Origin of the sequence: Burkholderia gladioli (assembly GCF_000959725.1) — a bacterium.
Classification (GTDB): Bacteria; Pseudomonadota; Gammaproteobacteria; order Burkholderiales; family Burkholderiaceae; genus Burkholderia; species Burkholderia gladioli.
Genome location: NZ_CP009322.1, coordinates 3,207,898 through 3,227,844, shown reverse-complemented (window position 1 = coordinate 3,227,844; position 19,947 = coordinate 3,207,898). Strand labels below are relative to the sequence as shown.

At 68.7% G+C, this 19,947-nt stretch carries 16 protein-coding genes; 10 read left to right on the top strand and 6 right to left on the bottom strand.

The features are described 5' to 3' along the window. Positions 1-218: 218 nt before the first annotated feature. The 6 genes from BM43_RS13950 to BM43_RS13925 form a co-directional block, all read right to left on the bottom strand. The gene (locus tag BM43_RS13950; protein ID WP_017921519.1) at positions 219-3,254 is read right to left on the bottom strand and encodes a SpoIIE family protein phosphatase; all 3,036 of its coding nucleotides are present in this window, start codon (positions 3,252-3,254) and stop codon (positions 219-221) included. Then, the gene (locus BM43_RS13945) at positions 3,251-4,126 is read right to left on the bottom strand and encodes a substrate-binding periplasmic protein (RefSeq protein WP_230676386.1); all 876 of its coding nucleotides are present in this window, start codon (positions 4,124-4,126) and stop codon (positions 3,251-3,253) included. Before BM43_RS13945 ends, BM43_RS13950 begins: the two co-directional genes overlap by 4 nt. Positions 4,127-4,342: 216 nt before the next feature. Beyond that, entirely contained in the window at positions 4,343-4,681 is a 339-nt protein-coding gene (locus BM43_RS13940; RefSeq protein WP_013691711.1) for an STAS domain-containing protein, read from the bottom strand. Positions 4,682-4,763: 82 nt separating this feature from the next. Next, entirely contained in the window at positions 4,764-5,159 is a 396-nt protein-coding gene (locus BM43_RS13935; protein WP_025100485.1) for a hypothetical protein, read from the bottom strand. Next, on the bottom strand, positions 5,131-5,541 hold the full coding sequence (locus tag BM43_RS13930) for a response regulator (protein WP_013691709.1): 411 nt from the start codon (positions 5,539-5,541) through the stop codon (positions 5,131-5,133). The genes BM43_RS13935 and BM43_RS13930 overlap by 29 nt, the downstream gene beginning before the upstream one ends. Continuing rightward, a complete protein-coding gene (locus BM43_RS13925; RefSeq protein ID WP_036057059.1) occupies positions 5,538-7,367 on the bottom strand; it encodes an ATP-binding response regulator in 1,830 nt (609 codons plus the stop codon). Before BM43_RS13925 ends, BM43_RS13930 begins: the two co-directional genes overlap by 4 nt. Before the next feature lie 851 nt (positions 7,368-8,218). On the opposite strand from BM43_RS13925, the gene BM43_RS13920 reads away from it, so the two are divergent. From BM43_RS13920 to BM43_RS13875, 10 genes are all read left to right on the top strand, one after another. Beyond that, positions 8,219-8,914, top strand: a complete 696-nt coding sequence (locus tag BM43_RS13920; RefSeq protein WP_013691707.1) for an energy transducer TonB — start codon at positions 8,219-8,221, stop codon at positions 8,912-8,914. 93 nt (positions 8,915-9,007) lie between these two features. Then, positions 9,008-9,919 (top strand): MotA/TolQ/ExbB proton channel family protein, encoded by a 912-nt coding sequence (locus BM43_RS13915; protein WP_013691706.1) that lies wholly within the window; start codon positions 9,008-9,010, stop codon positions 9,917-9,919. 13 nt (positions 9,920-9,932) lie between these two features. Beyond that, the gene (locus BM43_RS13910) at positions 9,933-10,355 is read left to right on the top strand and encodes an ExbD/TolR family protein (protein WP_036055196.1); all 423 of its coding nucleotides are present in this window, start codon (positions 9,933-9,935) and stop codon (positions 10,353-10,355) included. Positions 10,356-10,364: 9 nt separating this feature from the next. Beyond that, entirely contained in the window at positions 10,365-10,790 is a 426-nt protein-coding gene (locus BM43_RS13905; protein ID WP_013691704.1) for an ExbD/TolR family protein, read from the top strand. A 16-nt stretch (positions 10,791-10,806) separates the two neighbouring features. Continuing rightward, on the top strand, positions 10,807-12,000 hold the full coding sequence (locus BM43_RS13900; protein WP_036055197.1) for a tetratricopeptide repeat protein: 1,194 nt from the start codon (positions 10,807-10,809) through the stop codon (positions 11,998-12,000). 13 nt (positions 12,001-12,013) lie between these two features. Further along, positions 12,014-12,589 (top strand): helix-turn-helix domain-containing protein, encoded by a 576-nt coding sequence (locus tag BM43_RS13895; protein ID WP_013691702.1) that lies wholly within the window; start codon positions 12,014-12,016, stop codon positions 12,587-12,589. Between the two features lie 382 nt (positions 12,590-12,971). Beyond that, entirely contained in the window at positions 12,972-15,752 is a 2,781-nt protein-coding gene (locus BM43_RS13890; RefSeq protein WP_036057060.1) for a TonB-dependent receptor, read from the top strand. A 151-nt stretch (positions 15,753-15,903) separates the two neighbouring features. Next, on the top strand, positions 15,904-17,826 hold the full coding sequence (locus BM43_RS13885; RefSeq protein WP_036055198.1) for an extracellular solute-binding protein: 1,923 nt from the start codon (positions 15,904-15,906) through the stop codon (positions 17,824-17,826). A gap of 4 nt (positions 17,827-17,830) precedes the next feature. After that, the gene (locus BM43_RS13880) at positions 17,831-18,883 is read left to right on the top strand and encodes a microcin C ABC transporter permease YejB (RefSeq protein ID WP_013691699.1); all 1,053 of its coding nucleotides are present in this window, start codon (positions 17,831-17,833) and stop codon (positions 18,881-18,883) included. Further along, positions 18,837-19,946, top strand: a complete 1,110-nt coding sequence (locus tag BM43_RS13875) for an ABC transporter permease (RefSeq protein WP_036055199.1) — start codon at positions 18,837-18,839, stop codon at positions 19,944-19,946. Before BM43_RS13880 ends, BM43_RS13875 begins: the two co-directional genes overlap by 47 nt. Position 19,947: the final 1 nt, after the last annotated feature.

The window sequence follows — 19,947 nt, the reverse complement described above, 5'->3', positions numbered from 1 at the left end:
GCCCTCCAGCGTGGATGGGCTCAATTTCATCGCGAATCGGGTCCGGAATCGTGACAGAACTGCAAACGTCGGATCACGCCAAAGGGTCGGATGCCGCGCCGGGCGCGGCTTCTGGTGGGCGCGGCGGATTTCGTCGGGCGGCGCGGGATGCGATCCTCAGTTGTGCCATCGATCGGCGCGCGTCGCGCCAATCGTCTGAGGAGAGCTTCCCGGTTGGTTCAGGCTGCTTGGGTGTGGCGGCGCTTGATCAGGGTGACGCGATTGATGCCGTTGACGTGGTCGTGGCTGACGATGTCGCAGCTCTCGCGAATGATGAACAGGCCGAAGCCGCCTTCCGATTCGCCCGAGAAATCGGGCTTCAGCTCCGGCGGCGGCGTGAAGGGCCGGCCGTCGTAGACGAATTCGAGCGTGGCCAGCTCCGGGCCGGTGGTGCAGACCACCTCGATCGGGCCGTCGCCGGGGCGCGAATCGTGGCGCACCACGTTGCTGGCGAGCTCGACGGCGGCCAGCGCGAGCGAGGCTGCGTCGTCGTCGCCGAGGCCCGCCGCCGCGTGCATCGCCACGAAGTTGCGCAGCGTCTGCAACTGCGAGAGCGTGCGCGGCATGTCGAGCCGCTCGCGGCGCGTGTTCGGTTCGCCGTCGGGCAGTTGCAGCACCAGCATCGTCATGTCGTCCGGAATCCGCGCGCGGTTGGTGAACGCCTCGACGGCCGCGCGCATGCCGCGCACGATCGTGCCGGGCCGTCGATGGGTCGGCACCAGCGCGCGCAGCGTGGCCGCCAGCCGGTCCAGGCCGAAGCGCTCGCCGGTGTCGTCGACGGCGTCGGTCAGGCCGTCGGAGTAGAGCACCACGGTGTCGCCCGGGCCGAGCCGCACGCTGTCCTCGAAGATCTCGGCCTCCTCGATCACGCCGAGCGGCGGATGCTGGTTGCGCAGGAATTCGGGCGGCGCGTTGCCGTGGAACAGCATGGTTTCCTCGTGCCCGCAGCCGACCCAGGTGGCGGTGCCGCGCACGCGGTCGATGCGCAGGTAGCAGAGCGTGACGAAGCTGTCGAGCGCCTGCAGGCGCGCGTGCATGGCGCGCTGCGAATGCGCCACGATGCGCGCCGGCGAGGGCCGCTCGGCACCCGGCTCGCCATGCGCGACCAGCTCGGCGATCGAGCGCGAGAACTGCATCTTCAGCGCGGCGCCCAGCAGCGCGGCCGGCACGCCCTTGCCCATCGCGTCGCCCACCAGCAGGTCGAAGCAGCCATCGTCGAATTCGAACAGGTCGAAGAAATCGCCGTTGATGCCGCGCGAGGCCAGGTTGAAGCTGGCGAGCAAGCAGCCGTGCACGGCCGGCGGCAGGTCGCCGATCAGCAGGCCGCGCTGGATCCCCGCGCCGAGTTCGAGCTCGGCGCGATGCGCCGCCTTCAGCTCGCGCTCGCCGGCCACCTGCAGGCTGATGTCGGTCTGGATCAGGAAGGCGTGCTTGGTGTCGTGCGAGGTGTTCATGATCGGCACCAGTGTGGACGCGGTCCAGAACAGCGAGCCGTCGCGGCGCCGGTGCACGAGCTGGCCGCTCCAGGGCGCGCCCTCGCGGATCAGCTCGGGCAGCCGGTCCACCACCAGGCCGCCCGAGGCGTCGTCGGGGCGCAGCAGCCGGTAGGACTGGCCGACCAGTTCGTCGCTCGGGTAGCCGCTGACCGAGGCCAGCATCGAGTTGGCATAGAGGATGGTCCCGTCCGGTGACAGGATGCTGACGATCGCGTGCTCGTCGAGCGCGTTCTTCAGGCCGCGCAGGTCCGAGGAGGAATCGCGGTACTTGGCCAGCAACTGGGCGCGCTCGTGCGCGACGCGCTTGGCCTCGGACAGGTCGCGCACGGTGCAGAAGTAGTACAGCTCGCCGTCCACGTCCACCGGCGCCACCGAGATCTCGGCCGGGAACACGCGGCCGTTGGCGCGCCGCGCGTTCAGCTCGAGCCGGCGGCGCGGCGTGGCCGAGCGGTCGTCCTCGCCGGGCAGGCGGCGGTCGCGCATCAGTTCGTGGATCTCGTCGGGCAGCAGCGCCTCGCCGGGCTGGCCGATCAGGTTCTCGGCGCGATAGCCGAAGATGCGCTCGGCCTCGCGGTTGAATTCCACCACGTGCCCGAGCGCGTCGAGCGTGACCATGCCGTCCATCGCGCTGGTCAGCACCGCCGTGTTGCGCGCCTCGCTGCTGGCGATCTCGCGCATCAGCTGCCCCAGCGCGGCGATGGTCAGCGCGTTCTGGCGCAGGCTGCGCGAGGCGGCGGTGCAGAACACGCCCCACAGCAGCAGCGCGGCGCCGCTGCCGAGCGTGACCCAGTGCGCGACCACGGTCCAGGTGGCGAGCGCGCTCTCGGCCGGGGTGGCCACCACCGTCACCAGCGGCCAGCGCCGCGCGGTGCGCCAGGCGCCGATGCTGGAGGTGCCGTCGAAATCGAGCGCCGCGAAGCTGCCGCTCTCGGCACGCGGCAGCAGGTTGCGGAACAGTGCATGCGCGCCCAGCGCGCCGGCCTTGTCGAGCGGCACGCCGGTGGTTACCACCGGCGTGCCGTCGAGCGTGTAGAGCCCGGCCGAGCGCGAGGCGTCGCCCAGCAGCATCTGGAAGCTGGTCTTGAGGTAGTCGGGATTGAGCGCGACCACGATGCGGATCACGTCGCCGTTGGGCGTCACGCTGGCCCGCGCGAGCGGCAGGAAGTGCAGCGGCAGGGCATTGCCGGCGCCGGCCCGCGCGCCGCGCAGCAGCGAGGAATCGGCGAGATCGCGGCCCGCCACCGGACGGCCGATCGCGAGATCGCCGTCGGCGACCGGCACGCGCGGGCCCGGCAGCCGCGCCAGGTCGAGATGCGCGCCGAGGTTGGCCGGGTTCGAGCTGGCGAACACCTCGCCCTCGCTGTCGACCAGCGAGACGCTGCGCAGCATCGGCGTGCCGGCGATGCTGCGCGCCAGCATCAGGTTGGCGAAGGACGTGCCGCGCAGGTCGCGCGTCTGCAGCGTGCTGTCGATCGAGCGCGCGATCGAATTGGCGGTGCTGGCGGCGCGCGCGCCCTGGTCGTCGAGCGCGCGCGCCAGCATCTCGGCGCTGCCGCGCTCGTCGTCGATCGCGCTGCGATGCTCCCACCACGCGAAGCTGCCGGCCGCGCCGATCAGCAGCGCGCCGACGAGCGCGCCGCCGACCAGCACCGATCGGCTGTTGAGCCAGGCGGGGAGCTGCGCGGTGTGATGGCCGATGATCGCTTCGATTCGTTTCACTGGAGCAGCATGATGTCGGTCAGGTGATGGCGGCGGGCCGCCTCGGCGAGCCGGCCGTCGCGCTGGATGCGCGCGACGAAGGCGTCGACCGTCTGCAGCCAGGCGTCGTCGCCGGGGCGCACGGCATAGGCATAGGGCATCGGATGGAACGGCCGCGGCGGCGCCACCAGGCGGGCCCAGTCGGCATTCTCCAGCAGGCGGCGCGCATACGGAAGCCCCGCCACCAGCACGTCGAGCCGCCCTGCCTGCAACTCGTCCTCGCGGTTCACGCGCGCGTCGAGCACCACCAGGGTGGCGCGCTTGAGGGTGGCGCGCAGCAGCGGCTCGATCTGCGAGCCCTGCTGCACGCCGACACGCACGCCGGGCCGGTCGAGATCGCCCCAGCCCGGCACCACCTCGCTGCCGCGCGAGGCCACCCCGACGATGCCGCTCGACAGGTATGGACGGCTGAAGCGCAGCATCTCGCGGCGCTCTGCGGTGGCCGCCACGGCAAGCATCGCGACATCGCAGCGGTCGGCCAGCAGGTCGTCGGCGAAGCGGTCGAAGGAGGTGTCGACCATCACGATCTGGGCGCCGAGATCGCCGGCGAAGGCGGCCGCCAGGTCGACGTCGATGCCGCGCGGCTCGCCGGTGCGCGGATCGCGGTAGGTGATGCCGGCATCGTTCTGCGACAGGCACACGCGCAGCGTGCGGGTGGCATGCACGCGATCGAGCACGGCGCCCGCGCTGGCGTCACCGCAGGCGGCCATCATCAGCAGCGCCGCCGATCCCGCCGCCGCCCGGCGCAGCGTGGCCGAGGCGGGCCGGGCCTCGCGCGTGTCGCCCCGGCGGCTGCCGGGCGCGCCGGGGTGACCGGAGAACCGGTTCCTCATACTGCGCAGATCGGGCCAGCGAACCATCGTGTCGTTCCTTGCGCGGCGCGCGGGTGACGGGTGCCGGGCCGCGCGTTCGCGACGGCCGGCGAGGACGGATCGTGATATCCGGAAGATTGCAGCATGGGCATCGGCGGAAAGTGTGGCGGGATCGTGAACCGCCCCGGCGGGCGACGCGACGCGCACGGCGCCGCCTCCCGCCGCGGGCCGGGGCGCTCAGGCGAAGGCGGCCAGCGCGTCATCGGTCGAGCCGTGCACGCTGAACACGCGATGCATGCGCATCAGCTCGAACAGCGCGTTGACCGGCTTGGTCATCGCGCACAGCTTGAAGTCGCCGCCGCGCCGGTGCGTCTCGCGCAGGCAGGCGATCAGCGCGCCGAGCCCGGAGCTGTCGACGAAGCTCAGCGAGGACATGTCGAACACGATGCGCGCCTCCTGGGCGAGCAGCGGCGCGATGGCGTCCTTGAAAGCCTGCACGTTGCCGGCATCGAGGTGCGCATCGGTCGGGCGGACCAGCAGCGGGCCGCCAGGGGCGGGGGTGGTCAACAATTCCATCGTGGGATCCTCGTGGGATGCAGGCGCGCCGGGGCTCGGGGAGCCGGGCGGCGCGTCCGGTCGGCGGCCTGGGGCCGTCTCGTCACTGGGCCGCGGGCGGCGGCTCGGCGGGCGGCCCCGCCGGAGGCACGCCCGAGGCGGCCGAGTAGGCGTCGCTGAGATCGGCGATCAGCGCGGCGAAGCTCATCGCCAGCCCCTCGGGCCGCGCGCCGTCGGCGGTGATGCGTCCCTCCAGCGTGCGGGCGTCCTGGCCGAGCGCCTCGTAGCCGTAGGAGAGCGCCGCGCCCGCCAGCCGGTGCAGGGCGATGGCCAGCACCGCGCGCGGCCGGTCGCCGTCGGCGCTGGCCGCCAGGCTGTTCCATTCGCTCCAGGCACTGACCAGTTCGTCCCGGCGCGCCACCAGGCCGGCCGTGAAACGCGCGCGCAGCAGGGCAAGCTGGCGTTCGAAATCAGGAGGATTGTCCGGCGCGTTTATCACGGGCGTAGTCCCAGTAGATCTTCAGGTGTTCGGGCAGGGTCATGGGGTCGAACGGTTTCACGATCACGCCGGTGGCGCCGTGCTCGAGCAGCGCCTCGATCTCGTCGGGCAAGGCGCGCGCCGACATCAGCACGATCGGCGTGTCGCGCAGCGCCGGTTTCTCGCGCAGCGCGCGCATCGTGTCGGGGCCGCTCAGGGTCGGCATCATCACGTCGAGCAGGATCAGGTCCGGCGCGAAGGCGTCGACCTCGGCCAGCGCGTCGGTGCCGTCCGGGCACAGCCGGACCTCGTAGCCGCCGACCGCGCCGAGGCTGAATTCCAGGATCGCCCGGATGTCCGGGTCGTCCTCGGCGCAGAGCACCTTGTGCAGCGTGGAGCTCATCGATGGGGTCCTCCGTCGGGATGGGCGATGCGCCGCGCGGCACGCAGCAACGCATCGTCGTCGGTGCCGCGCTTGGGCAGCCGGTCGGCCGCGAGCGCCGGCGCGGCGGCCGAAACGTCGTCAGTGTAGAGCAGGATCGGCGCCGGGCCGGCGATTTCTCGCAGCCGCCGCGCCAGCGCTTCCGGCGCGTCGCGCCCGCGCGACGGATCGGCGACCAGCAGCGCCGGCGCGGTCACGGCGGCGGCGCCGAGTTCCTCGGCGCTGGCCGCGGCGAGCGTGGCGAATCGGGGCGCGAGCGCGGCGGCGATGCGCGCGCGCCAGGCCGGGTCCGGATCGATCACCAGCGCCACCGGCCGCGCCGGCGGCAGCACGGCCGCGGCGTCGCCGGTCGGCAGGTCGACATGGAATTCGGCGCCGTGGCCCGGCGTCGAGACCAGCCCGACCGTGCCGTGCATGCGCTCGACCAGCACCTGGGTGATGTGCAGGCCGAGCCCGGTGCCGGTGCCCACCCGCCGGTCGCGTTCGTCGGCCTGCGAGAACTTCTCGAAGATGCGGGCGCGGAAGGCTTCCGGGATGCCGCCGCCGTGGTCGCGCACGGCGATTCGCGCACGCGCGCCGTCGGTGGCGCCGCGGATCTCCACGGCGCTGCCGGCCGGCGAATTCTTGATCGCGTTCGACAGCAGGTTCGCCATCACCTGCAGGAAGCGGTCTGGATCGACCCAGACCTCGCAGCCGAACGGCGCGCCTACCCGCGTGAGCGTGACGCCGACGCGGCGCGCGTAGTCGAGGTTGGCGGCGAGCGCCTCGTCCACCAGCGTGTCGAGCGCGCAGGCGCGGCGCTGCAGCGTCATGCGATCGGCTTCGAGCTTGGCCACGTCGAGCACGTCGTCGATCAGGCGGCCGAGCCGTTCGCCGTTGCGGCGCGCGATGTCGACCAGCTTCTGCGCGGGCGCCGGCAGCTCGCCCGCCGCGCCGCCGGCGAGCAGGTCGACCGCGCCCTTCACCGAGGTCAGCGGCGTGCGCAGCTCGTGGCTGACGGTGCTGAGGAAATCGTCCTTGAGGCGGTCGAGCCGGCGCTGCTCGGTCAGGTCGCGGATCACCAGCGAGACGCGCGGCCGCGCGCTGGTACGCCAGCGGCTGATGCGGATGTCGGCCGGGAAGGTGTCGCCCGCGGGGCCGCGCACCAGCGCCTGGCAGGCGGCGGGCGGCGTGTCGGCGCGCAGCCGCTCGGCCAGCTCGGCGGGCAGCAGCGCGTCGAGCGGCGCGCCCTGGTCGGGCAGCGCGTCCAGCCCGAGCAGGGCGTAGCCGGCCGCGTTCGCGTCGCAGATGCGCAGGCCGTCCTCGATGGTCAGCACGGCGTCGCCGACATGGTCGAACAGCTCGCGATTGTGCGCGGCGAGATTCGCCACGCGCGCCTGCAGTTCGAGCACGTGGCCGATGTTGCGGATCTTCGCGGCCAGCAGCGCGCCGTCGACGGGTTTCACCAGGTAGTCGTCGGCGCCTTCCTCGACCGCGCGCACGAAGTGTTCGGCGCCATGCAGCGAGGACATCACCACGATCGGCAGCCAGGCGCGCTCGCGCATCGCGCGCAGGCGGCGGGTGGCCTCGAAGCCGTCCATGTCGGGCATCAGCAGGTCGAGCAGGACCAGGTCGACGTCGGTGGTCTCGACGATGCGCAGCGCGGCGGCGCCGCTGTCGGCCTCGAGCACGTGATGGCCGGAGGCGCGCACCTGCGAGGCGGTTTCCGCGCGGCTCGCGCCGATATCGTCGACGACGAGCACGCGCAGCGGATTGTCGGGGGCGGGAAGCGTGATCGGATCGGTCATCGTGACGGCGGGCGCCGGCGCGCGGCGCACCGCGATGCTGTGGGAGCGGATCGATTATGCCACCGCGCGATGACGGGGCGCGGCGCGGTCGACCGGGAGGTTTCGTAAATCGATCAGGAATTCTGACGATGATCGTTTCGATGCATGATCAAGCGTCCGGAATCTTGATGATCAGTAATGCGAATGAACAGGGGTGGGGCGAAGCAGGAAATGAAACTCGGTGGAGCGCATCGGACGCGATTGCCACGCTTCATGCCGAATTCGGAATGGTGCATATAAAGCAATGGGAATTCGGGTAAATACGATGTCAGCCAATTTGTAATGCAATGGAAATTGCCGCACTGCAGTGCAGTCCAAATTGGTGCATCGCACGATTATCGTGCATATCTATTTCTCAAAAACAGATTTGTAATCTGCTTTACAAATAGATTAACGAGGTTCGCGGGAAGCCTTGTCCGAAGGGGCTCGCCAAGGAATTCGAATAAACCCTCCAAATTTAGTGTGGGGTCATCAAATAAAGTTTGACGAGCGTTTTTTTTCTGCGATATCTTCTGCACCCAAGTCATGTCGCAAACCGGCGGCGAATCGCTGGACGGTCGATCACCGCCAGCCTGAGCGCCGCGCAGAAGCACCGAACGATGCCGCGATGGCGTCGATTCCGGCGCGCGACGGGCGACACCACACAGAGGTTCTGGCTTTTTGATCATTCGGGCAGCAGGGACCGGCGCTATCGATTTGGAATCCAAACGATATTGCGCAGGATCCGCTCCCCGGTTACGAGACGTCGGTTGCACCCGATCCGGGTGCAACCGGTTACCGGGCGCATCCCGTCCGGGGGGATTGATTTGACAATGAAGATTGAAGAGGGCCTCGCCGCGTCGAACAGCGGGCTGGCGCAACTCGGCCGTCCCCGCCAGTACGATGCCTCGCGCAAGCAGCCGATCCGGCGCTACGCGGGAATCGCCATCGTGCTGCTGCTGCACGTCGTGCTGATCTACGCGCTGCTCAACGGCCTTGCCACCAAGGTCGTGCAGGTCATCCAGCACCCGATCGAAACCCGCATCATCGAGCCGGTCAAGCCGCCGCCTCCGCCGCCGATGCCGGTCGTCAAGCTGCCGCCGCCGAAATTCGCTCCGCCGCCGCCGCCGTTCGTGCCGCCCCCCGAGGTGCCGGTGCAGGCGCCGGTGCAGACGCCGATCGTCCACCAGGCAGCACCCGTGGTATCCGCGCCCGTCACGGCGCCGCCGCCGGTGGCCGCGCCCGCGCCCAAGCCCGTCAGCCATGAAGTCGGCGTGGTGTGCCCGAACTCGGACCAGATCCGCGGCTCGATCCGCTATCCGCAGGCCGCGCAGGAAAACAACATCACCGGCGACGTGCTGATCGAATTCACGGTCGACGCGGACGGCAAGATCACCAACGAGCGGGTCGCGCAGTCGGCCGATTCCGATCTCGATCGCGCCGCCTTCAACGCGGTCAAGCAGTTCAAGTGCGTCGGGCAGGGTCAGCCGGTGCGCGTGCAGGTTCCTTTCTCGTTCAACCTGAACTGAGTTCATCAATCTGAAGCGGTGCCGGCGGGGCCGGCACCGGGCGGCGAAGCACGTGACGTGTTCGTCAGTACAACGAATCGACAGGAGTTGGGTATGGCCAAGCGTTCGATCGCCGCGCTCGCGGCAAGCATGATGATTTCCGCCACCGGGCTGCTTGCCCCCGTCGCCTTGCTGGCGCCGCAGGCTGCCTATGCGCAGTCGAGCGATGCCGCGGCCAGCTCGGCGCCGGCGGCCGCCCAGACGGCACCCGCCACCGAGGCCGCGCCCGCCGACGCGGTGCCGCCGCCGGCACCGGCCGCCACCGAGGCGGTCAGCAATCCCTACGGGCTGGGCGCGCTGTGGAAGGGCGGCGATTTCGTGGCGCGCTTCGTGCTGGTGTTGCTGGTCATCATGTCGATGGGCAGCTGGTACATCATGATCACCAAGTTCCTCGAGCAGTTGCGCGCCAACCGCCGCGCCAAGCACGCCGACGAACAGCTTTGGACCGCGCCGAGCCTGGCCGAGGGCGTCAAGCTGCTCGACGAGGCCTCGCCGTTCCGCTTCCTGACCGAAACCGCCATCGAGGCGGGCGAGCATCACCAGGAGGCGCTGCTCGAGGCGGTCGACCGCAATACCTGGATCGACGCCTCGGTCGAGCGCGGCATCACCAATGTCTCGAACCGCATGCAGGACGGCCTGGCCTTCCTGGCCACGGTCGGTTCGACCGCCCCGTTCGTCGGCCTGTTCGGCACGGTGTGGGGGATCTACCACGCGCTGACGGCGATCGGTATCGCTGGCCAGGCCTCGATCGACAAGGTCGCCGGCCCGGTGGGCGAGGCGCTGATCATGACCGCGATCGGCCTGGCGGTGGCGGTGCCGGCGGTGCTCGGCTACAACTTCCTGGTCCGTCGCAACAAGTCGGTGATGGAGCGCGTGCGCAACTTCGGCGCCCAGCTGCACACCGTGGTGCTGGCAGGCGGCGGCAAGCGCGCGGTGCGCGCGCCTGCCGCCTCGCTCGGCCGCTGAGCGGAGATTCGCCATGGCCATGAGTGTCGGGCAGGAGGAAGGCGAAGACGAGGTGATCGCCAATATCAACACCACGCCGCTGGTGGACGTGATGCTGGTGCTGCTGATCATCTTCCTGATCACGATCCCGGTGGTCACGCACACGATCCCGCTGCAGCTGCCCAAGGAAACCGTGCAGCCGCTGCAGACCAAGCCCAAGAGCATCGAGATCGCCGTGAACCGCGAAGGGCAGTATTTCTGGGGCGAGAAGCTGGTCGACGGCCCGACCCTGCTCGCCAAGCTGAAGGACGTATCGCAGATGAACCCGCAGCCCGACGTGCACGTGCGCGGCGACCAGGACACCCGCTACGAATTCATCGGGCGCCTGATCACCGACTGCGAGCGGGCGGGGATCGCGAAAGTGTCCTTCATTACCGAGCCGCCGGCTCGCGGCTAGGAGCAGACGATGGGAATGAACGTTTCGCGCGGTGGCGGCGAGCCGGAAGTGATGGTGGACATCAACACCACGCCGCTGATCGACGTGATGCTGGTGCTGCTGATCATGCTGATCATCACCATCCCGATCCAGATGCACTCGGTGAAGATGGACCTGCCGGTCGGCAATCCGCCGCCGCCGGCCACGCCGCCGGAGGTGGTGCAGATCGACATCGACTTCGACGGCACCACCACCTGGAACGGCACCCTGGTGCCGAACCGCGCCGCGCTCGAGCAGAAGCTCTCGCAGGCCGCGGCCGAGCCGGTGCAGCCGGAGATCCATCTGCGGCCGAACAAGCTGGTGCCGTATCGCGACGTGGCGGGCGTGCTGGCCGCCGCGCAGCGCGTGGGCGCCACCAAGATCGGCCTGATCGGCAACGAACAGTACATGCAGTAACGAACCGGGTACCTCGATGATCGACCAACGGATGAAGCGCGCCGCGCTCGCGGCCGCGCTGGGGGTTCTTTTCGCCTGCGCATCGGGCATCTCGCACGCGGCCGACTCGCTGCGCCCCGAGATCGCCAAGCCGCTCGCGGCCGCGCAGGACCTCTATCGCGCCCACAAGTATCGCGACGCGCTCGGCAAGATCGCGCAGGCGCAGGCCGTGCCGAACAAGACGCCCTACGAGGCCGTGACGGTCGACGAGATGCGCGGCGCGGCCGCCATCGCCGCCGGCGACACCGGCGCCGCGCAGCAGGCCTACGAGGCGGTGCTGGCCTCGGGCCACGCGGGCGCGGCCGACGAGCAGCGCACCGCCGCCACGCTGGCGGGCCTGTATTTCCAGCAGAAGAACTACGCCGCGGCGATCCGCACCGCGCAGCGCTACCAGAAGGCGGGCGGCAACGATCCGGACATGCGCACCCTGTTGCTGCAGTCCTACTACCTCTCGAACGACTGCAAGCAGGTGGTGGCCACCCTCAAGCCGGCGGTGGACGCCGACACGCGCGCCGGGCGCGTCACCGACGAAGGCTCGCTGCAGATGCTGGCCACCTGCGCGCAGCACGCCAACGACAGCGCGACCTATCTCTCGGCGCTGGAGTCGCTGGCCGTCCATCACCCGAACCCGGCCTATCAGTCCCAGTTGTTCAACGCGATCCGCACGCGGCCGGGCTACCTGTCCTCGCTGGACCTCGATATCTACCGGCTGCGCCGCGCCACCAACAGCCTGACGAGCGTCGACGACTACATGGAGATGACCCAGCTCGCGATCGTGGTCGGCTCGACCGCCGAGGGCAAGCAGGTGATCGACCAGGGCTTCTCCTCCGGCGTGCTGGGCCACGACGCCCAGGCCGACCGCGAGAAGCGCCTGCAGGCGCTGGCCGCCAAGCGACTGACCGCGCCGCCAGATCCCGACAATCCGGTCAACCCGGTCGACGCCGGCCTGAACCTGGTGTTCGCCGGCAAGGGCGCCGAGGGTATCGCGCAGATCCGCCAGGCGATCGCCAAGGGCGGCCTGGCGCATCCGGATCTCGCGCAGCTGCGGCTCGGCGAGGCGTATTACGTGGCGGGCGACAAGGCCCATGCGGTGCAGGCGTTCCGTGCCGTCAACGGGAACGACGGAACAGCCGAGCTGGCGCGGCTGTGGACCCTCGTCGTGGCGAAATGAACAGCGATCTAACATGGTTCCGATCCTCGATGAATCGATGTCCGCGTCGGCGGCGATCGGCGGCCGGATCCGCGCGCTGCGGCAGCGGCTGAAGCTGACGCTGGACGAGGTGGCGGTAATGGCGGGCATCTCCAAGCCGTTCCTCTCCCAGGTCGAGCGCGGCCGCGCGACGCCCTCGCTGCAATCGCTGGTCGGCATCGCCCGCGCGCTCGGCGTGAGCATGCAGTACTTCGTCGAGGCGCCCACCGAGGCCAAGTCGGTCCGGCGCGCCGAGACCTTGCAGTTCTTCAGCTTCGCGGATTCGGCCAATTCGTTCGCGCGGCTGACCAGCCAGATGGACAGCCGCCAGCTCGACGCGGTGCTGGTGAAGATGCCGGTGGACCATGCCCAGTCCGCCGTGGCGTCGAATACGGGCGAGCAGTTCCTGTACGTGATACGCGGCGAAATCGCGCTGACCCTCGACGGGCGCACCTTCACGCTGAAGCAGGGAGATACCGCGCACTACGAGGCCAATGTCACGCACGCATGGCGCAACGTGTCGACCGAGGAGTCGTGGATCGTCTGGGTCGGGACACCGAGATTGTTCTGATCCGAACTGGCGGCGAGCAGGTGGCCGACAGGGGGAAGCAGTAGGCGGCAAAAAAACAGCGGGCCTGTGCCACGGCCCGCGAACAAGGCAGGCGGCACCGCGGAGGGCGCGGGGTCGCGACGACCCGGTCGATCGAACCGGTCGCGAAGCAGGCAGCTGTCGCTCAGGCAGTATCGTTCGCAGGACTAACAACTTGTAAGGATGCCGTCATGGATGCATCCGCTGCGGGCGACGCGGTAACACGCACTACACAGCAGGGAACCGGCAATAAAACAGGGTTTGGCAATCGGTGCCGAAACGCGATGCCGCGTCGGCGGTGAACGAAATTCATGAGATTTCGCGCGCGACGGGTGGGGTCTATTTGTTCAGCGAGAGGGGCAAGATGAAACAGAGAGTGTTGGCGATGGCCGTGAGGCAGATCGTCTGGGCGGAAATCGCATTGGCGGCGACGCTGGCAGTGCCGGCGTTCGCGCAAAGCCAGCCGGCGGCGGGGCCGGCCGCAGTGGCGGATGCCCTGGCATCCGGTCCGGCCATCAAGGTGGCGCAGGCGGATACGCCGTCCAGCGTGGGGGCCGCCACGGCCGACGCGCCGGCGGGTGCCTCGGGCGCGGCCACGACGGCCGCGCCCGCGGGCGGCAACAAGGTGCAGCAGATCAAGCGCTTCGAGGTGACGGGTTCGCTGATCCGCAGCTCGGACAAGGTCGGCTTCAACCAGGTGCAGACCATCACGCCGAAGGAAATCACCAGCAGCGGCGCGACCACGGTGGCCGACTTCCTGCGCAATACCACCGCCAACTCGGCGAACAGCTGGAGCGAAGGCCAGAGCAGCAGCTTCGCGGCCGGCGCGGCCGGCATCGCGCTGCGCGGCCTGCCCGAGAAGTACACGCTGGTGCTGGTCGACGGCCAGCGCGTCGCGCCGTTCGCGTTCTTCTCGAACGCCGACGACTCCTTCTTCGACCTGAACACCCTGCCGCTCAACGCGATCGAGCGGATCGAAATCGTCAAGACCGGCGCCGTGTCGCAATACGGCTCGGACGCGATCGGCGGCGTGGTCAACATCATCACCAAGCACGACTTCCGCGGCGTGCAGCTCGACGGCAGCCTGGGCTCGGCGATCAATTCCGGCAACGGCGACGGCACCACCAAGTTCGGCATCCTGGCCGGCTTCGGCGACCTGAACGCCGACCGCTTCAACATCACGGCGGCGGCCAGCTACTACAAGTCCAACGGCTTCACGCTGGCGGACCGCGATTCGACCCGCAACCAGGACTTCACCGGCTTCCCGGGCGGCCTGTCGGTGCTGGCACCCTCGTACTGGAACCTGCCGGGCGGCAACGCGCAGGCGCTCGCCGGCTGCCCGCCGGGCAGCGTCGTGCGGCCGGCGGGCACCAACTCGCTGGCGGCCACCAATGGCCTGGGCGGCACGGTCTGCGCGGCGAACACCGCCGAGAGCATGTCGATCCTGCCGATGACGGAACGCCTGAACGCGAAGCTGCACGGCGACTTCAAGGTCGACGACAAGACCACCGCGTTCGGCGACTTCATGATCAGCAGCATCTCGTCGACCTCGAACCAGGGCACCCACACCATCGGCAACCCGCAGGGTCCGGCGCTGGTCTGGAACCCGGTCACGCAACAGCTCTCGCCGTTCAACACCATCGTTCCGACCAGCAACCCGTTCAACACCACGGGCGCGCCGTCGCAACTGACCTACTCGTTCCCGGAAGCGGTTGCGGAGAAGACCAACTCCACGTTCTGGCGCGCATCGACCGGCATCAAGGGCTCGTTCGGCCTGCCGATCGGCGGTGACTGGGATTGGGCGACCTCGCTGAGCCACTCGCAGAGCACGGTGTCCAACTCGTTCTCGAACGAGCTGAACGTCAATGCGCTGAACAACATCTACCAGAACGGCACGCTGAACTTCGCGAACCCGGGTTCGACGCCGAACGGGCTGAACGGCCTGTTCGAGGACGCCAGCACCTTCGGGATCTCGAAGCTCGACACGATCGACGCGACGCTGTCCACGCCGACGCTGTTCCACCTGCCCACCGGCGATGTCGGCCTGGGTCTCGGCGCACAGTTCACGCACCAGAGCGAATTCCTCGCGCCGGGCTCGGAATTCGCCGACGGCCTCGTGACGTCGCCGAACCTTCAGACCGTGAACGGCCAGCGCAACGTCGCGGCGGTCTACTACCAGTTGAACGTGCCGATCCTGAAGAACCTGACCTTCAGCCAATCGGGCCGTTACGACCACTACTCGGACGTCGGCGGCGCGTTCTCGCCGCGCTTCGCCCTGCGCTACCAGCCGGCGCAGCAGCTGACCCTGTACACGTCGTATAGCCGCGGCTTCCGCGCACCGACCTTCGTCGAGGACAGCGCCTCGCGCACCATCGGCAGCCAGGTCGATGCCGCGAGCGGCCAGAACTACACGTCGATCACGGTGGGCAACCCGAACATCTCGCCGGAGCACACCCGCAACCTGAACATCGGCTTCCAGCTCTCGCCGAGCCGCTACACCGATTTCAGCCTCGACTGGTACAAGATCCGCGTCGACAACGTGATCGGCCAGGGTGCGCCGACGCAGATCGTCAACGATCCGAATACCGGCGCGCTGCTCTACAAGATCACGCCGTACACCAACCTGGGCTACCTCGACACCAACGGCTTCGAGTCGACCTTCCGCCAGGCGCTGCCGCTCAAGAGCTTCGGCACGCTGACGCTGTCGGGCGACTGGGCCTACGTGAAGAGCTTCAAGATCGGCCAGCCGGGCGCGGCCCCGGTGGACGGCGCGGGCAACAACTTCACGCTGACCCAGCCGTTCGGCGGCAGCTTCCCGCGCTGGCGCGGCAATACCACGCTGGACTGGAGCTACCACCGTTGGGATGCGGCGCTCACGTGGCTGTTCACCGGCCCGTACGCGCAGAACCTGATTCCGGCCCCGGCGCCGGCGAAGGTGGGCTCGTACAGCCAGTTCAACCTGATGGTGACCTACACCGGCTTCAAGAACTGGACCATCTACGGCGGTATCGACAACATCTTCAACCGCACGCCGCCGTATGACCCGATCTTCGCGAACGGTACGCTGAGCCAGACCGGTTACGACCAGTCGATCTACACGTACATCGGCCGCTTCGCCCAGATCGGCGCGACCTACAAGTTCTGAGGTCCAGCCTGACGGCCCGGGCTCGCGGCGGGCCGCCGCCTTCCGGTTGATGCGGGAGGCGGCGGCCGCGCGGTGGCCGCCAGCCCGGTTTCCCCTCTCCACCGTTGTTCGCGCCGGCCCGCGTCCGGCGCCTTCCACCAGCAGGATGACGATGAACCTTGTCACGTGGCGTCGGCCGCGCGGCGCCGGCCGGCGTCTTGCCGGCCGTCTCGCGCAGGCCCTCGCGTTCGCATGCGCCGCGTCGGCCGCCTGTCTCGCGCTGCCGTCCGTCGCGCTCGCCGTGCCGGCCATCGCGCAATACGATTCGCCGAAATACCCGCCCGACTTCACGCACTTCGACTACGCGGACCCGAACGCGCCGAACGACGGCACGCTCAACTTCGACAACTACGACGAAGCGCAGAGCTACGACTCGCTCAATCCGTTCCTGGTGCGCGGCTCGCCCGCACCGGACATGAAGAACCTGATGTTCGACACGCTGATGCAGCGCAGCTGGGACGAACTCGCCTCCGAGTACCCGCTGATCGCCGACGACGTGGAGATCGCGCCCGATGGCCTGTCGGCGACGTTCCACATCAACCCGGCCGCGCGCTTCTCCAACGGCGACCCGATCACCGCCGCCGACGTCAAGTATTCCTACGACACGCTGGCGAGCCCCCAGGCCTCGCCGCTGTTCAACGCGCAGTTCGAGATCATCAAGCGCGCCGAGGTGGTGGACGCGCACACGGTGCGCTTCGACTTCAAGCGCGCCGAGCGCTCGGCGCCGCTGATCGCGGGCGACCTGCCGGTGTTCTCGCCGAAGTGGGGCATGCGCGCCGACGGCACGCGCCCGCCCTTCGACCAGATCGTCGACGTGCCGCCGATCGGCAGCGGTGCCTACCGGATCGTCGCGCGCAAGAACGACCGCTCGATCGTCTACGAGCGCGACCCGCATTACTGGGCCGCCAACCTGCCGTCGCGACGCGGCATGTACCGCTTCCGCCAGGTGACGTTCAAGCTCTACCTCGACCAGTACACCATGCTCGAGGCCTTCAAGGCCGGCGATATCGACGCGCGCATGGAATACAGCTCGACGCAGTGGGCGCGCCGCTACATCGGCAAGAACTTCGACAATGGCCTGCTCAAGAAGGGCGAGTTCCCGGACGGCCCGGCGCAGATGCAGGGCTTCCTGATCAACCTGCGCAAGCCGATGTTCCAGGACGTGCGGGTGCGCCATGCGCTGGCGCTCGCCTTCGACTACGACTGGATGAACCGGATGATGTTCTACGGCCAGTACCGCCGTACCAACAGCTTCTGGGCCGCCAGCCCGTTCGCCGCGAGCGGCATGCCGAGCCAGAAGGAACTGGCCCTGCTGGAGCCGTTCCGCAAGGACCTGCCGCCCGAGGTGTTCGGCCCGATGGTCCAGCAGCCGACCACGATCCCGCCGAACTCGCTGCGCGACAACCTCAAGGAGGCGCGCGCGCTGCTCGAGCAGGCCGGCTGGCACTACCGGGACGGCGCGCTGCGCGACGCCAACGGCAACCCGATGACGATCGAGATCATCGACGACCAGCCCGGCATGGACCGGCTGATCCTGCCGTATTCGCAGGCGCTCTCGCTGCTGGGCATCCACGCCTGGCTGCACGAGCTCGACAGCGCGGTGTACCAGAAGCGGCTCGACAACTTCGAGTACGACATGACGACCTACATCTACGCGCCGGTGACCATCCCGGGCGCCGAGCTGACGCGCCGCTTCGGCAGCGCGGCCGCCTCGCAGGTCGGCTCGGAGAACTACCCGGGCGTCAAGTCGAAGGCGGTCGACGCGCTGATCCGCGCGGCGCTGGCCGCCAATACGCTGGACGACCTGGAGACGGCCACCCACGCGCTCGATCGCGTGCTGATCAACCTCTACATCCTGGTGCCGCAGTACTACCTGCCGAACGCGCGTATCGGCTACAAGGTCACGCTGGGCCATCCCAAGACGATTCCGCTGTCCTACCTGTACGAGGACTGGATCATCGACTACTGGTACCGCAAGGCGCCGGCAGCCGGCAACACGACCCCCGCCGCGGCCGCGGCGGGCGGCAAGGAGTAAACCGATGCTCGCCTACATCCTGAGACGCCTGCTGCTGATGATCCCGACCATCATCGGCGTGGTGACGATCACCTTCGCGGTCACCCAGTTCGTGCCGGGCGGCCCGGTCGAGCAGGTGCTCACGCAACTGCGCCACGGCAGCACGCGCGGCGGCGAGGCCGGCGGCGGCGGTGGCGGCTATCACGGCAGCCAGGGCGTCGATCCGCAGCAGATCGAGCAGATCAAGAAGCAGTTCGGCTTCGACAAGCCGCCGCTCACGCGCTATTTCCTGATGCTGCGCAGCTACGCCAGCTTCGACCTCGGCCAGTCCTACTTCGCGCATCGCAGCGTGTGGGCGGTGATCCGCTCCAAGCTGCCCGTGTCGATCACGCTCGGCCTCTGGACCGTGCTGCTCACCTACCTGATCTCGGTGCCGCTGGGCATCGCCAAGGCGGTGCGCAACGGCTCGCGCTTCGACGCCGTGACCTCGGTGATGGTGCTGGCCGGCTACGCGATTCCCGGCTTCGTGCTGGGCGTGCTGCTGCTGATGCTGTTCGGCGGCGGCACCTTCTGGCAACTGTTCCCGATGCGCGGCATCACCTCGGACAACTTCGACGAGCTGAGCGCGATCGGCAAGCTGCTCGATTATCTGTGGCACATCGTGCTGCCCGTCACGGCGGCCGTGATCGGCAACTTCGCGATCGTCACGATCCTGACCAAGAACACCTTCCTGGAGGAAATCGGCCGGCAATACGTGCTGACCGCCCGCGCCAAGGGCGCGCCCGAGCGCGACGTGCTGTGGAAGCACGTGCTGCGCAACGCCGCGATCCCGCTCGTCACGGGCCTGCCCGCCGCCTTCGTGGGTGCCTTCCTGAACGGCAACCTGCTGATCGAGACGCTGTTCTCGCTCGACGGCATGGGCCAGCTCTCCTACGACTCGGTGATCCGCCGCGATTACCCGGTCGTGCTCGGCTCGCTGTTCCTGTTCACGCTGATCGGCCTCATCACCAAACTCATCGCTGACGTCTGCTATGTCCTCGTCGACCCCCGCATCCAATTCTCCCGCCTGGACCACTGATCCGACGGCCGGCCTGCAGGCGTCGCTGTCGCCGTGGCGGCGCACCTGGCTGCGCTTCCGGCGCCAGCCGCTCGGCTACTGGAGCTTCGTGATCTTCACGACGCTGTTCGTGATCAGCCTGTTCGCCGACGTGCTCTCGAACGACCGGCCGCTGGTGGTGCGCTACGACGGGCACTACTACTTCCCGATCGTGAAGGAGTACCCCGAGACGCTGTTCGGCGGCGATTTCCCCGCCAAGACCAACTATCTCGATCCGTATATCCAGAAGCGCCTCGAGGGCAACGGCAACTTCGTGATCTATCCGCCCAGCCGCTACCGCTACGACACGATCGACTATTTCGCGAAGAACCCGTATCCGGCCAAGCCCTCGTCGAGCAACTGGCTGGGCACCGACCAGTTCGGCCGCGACGTGCTCGCGCGCCTGTTGTACGGTTTCCGGCTCTCGGTGCTGATGGCCTTCGCGCTGACCATCTCGGGCGTGGTGGTGGGGGTCTTCACGGGCGCGGTGCAGGGTTTCTACGGCGGGCGCACCGACCTGATCGGCCAGCGCCTGATCGAGATCTGGAGCTCAATGCCCGACCTCTACCTGCTGATCATCTTCGCCTCGATCTTCAACCCCTCGCTGTGGCTGCTGTTCATCCTGCTCTCGATGTTCGGCTGGCTGGTGCTGTCCGACTACGTGCGCGCCGAGTTCCTGCGCAACCGCGCGCTCGACTACGTGAAGGCCGCGCGCACCATGGGCCTGACCAATGCGCAGATCATCTGGCGCCACGTGCTGCCCAACAGCCTGACGCCGGTGATCACCTTCCTGCCGTTCCGCATGAGCGCGGCGATCCTCTCGCTGACCAGCCTGGACTTCCTCGGCCTGGGCGTGCCGCCGCCCACGCCGAGCCTGGGCGAGCTGCTGCAGGAGGGCAAGAACAACCTCGACGCCTGGTGGATCTCGATCTCGGCCTTCGCGGCCCTGGTGGTCACCCTGCTGCTGCTGACCTTCATGGGCGACGCACTGCGCAACGCGCTCGACACGCGTGCCCGCGGCTCGGCCTTCGGCGGGGGCAAGTGAG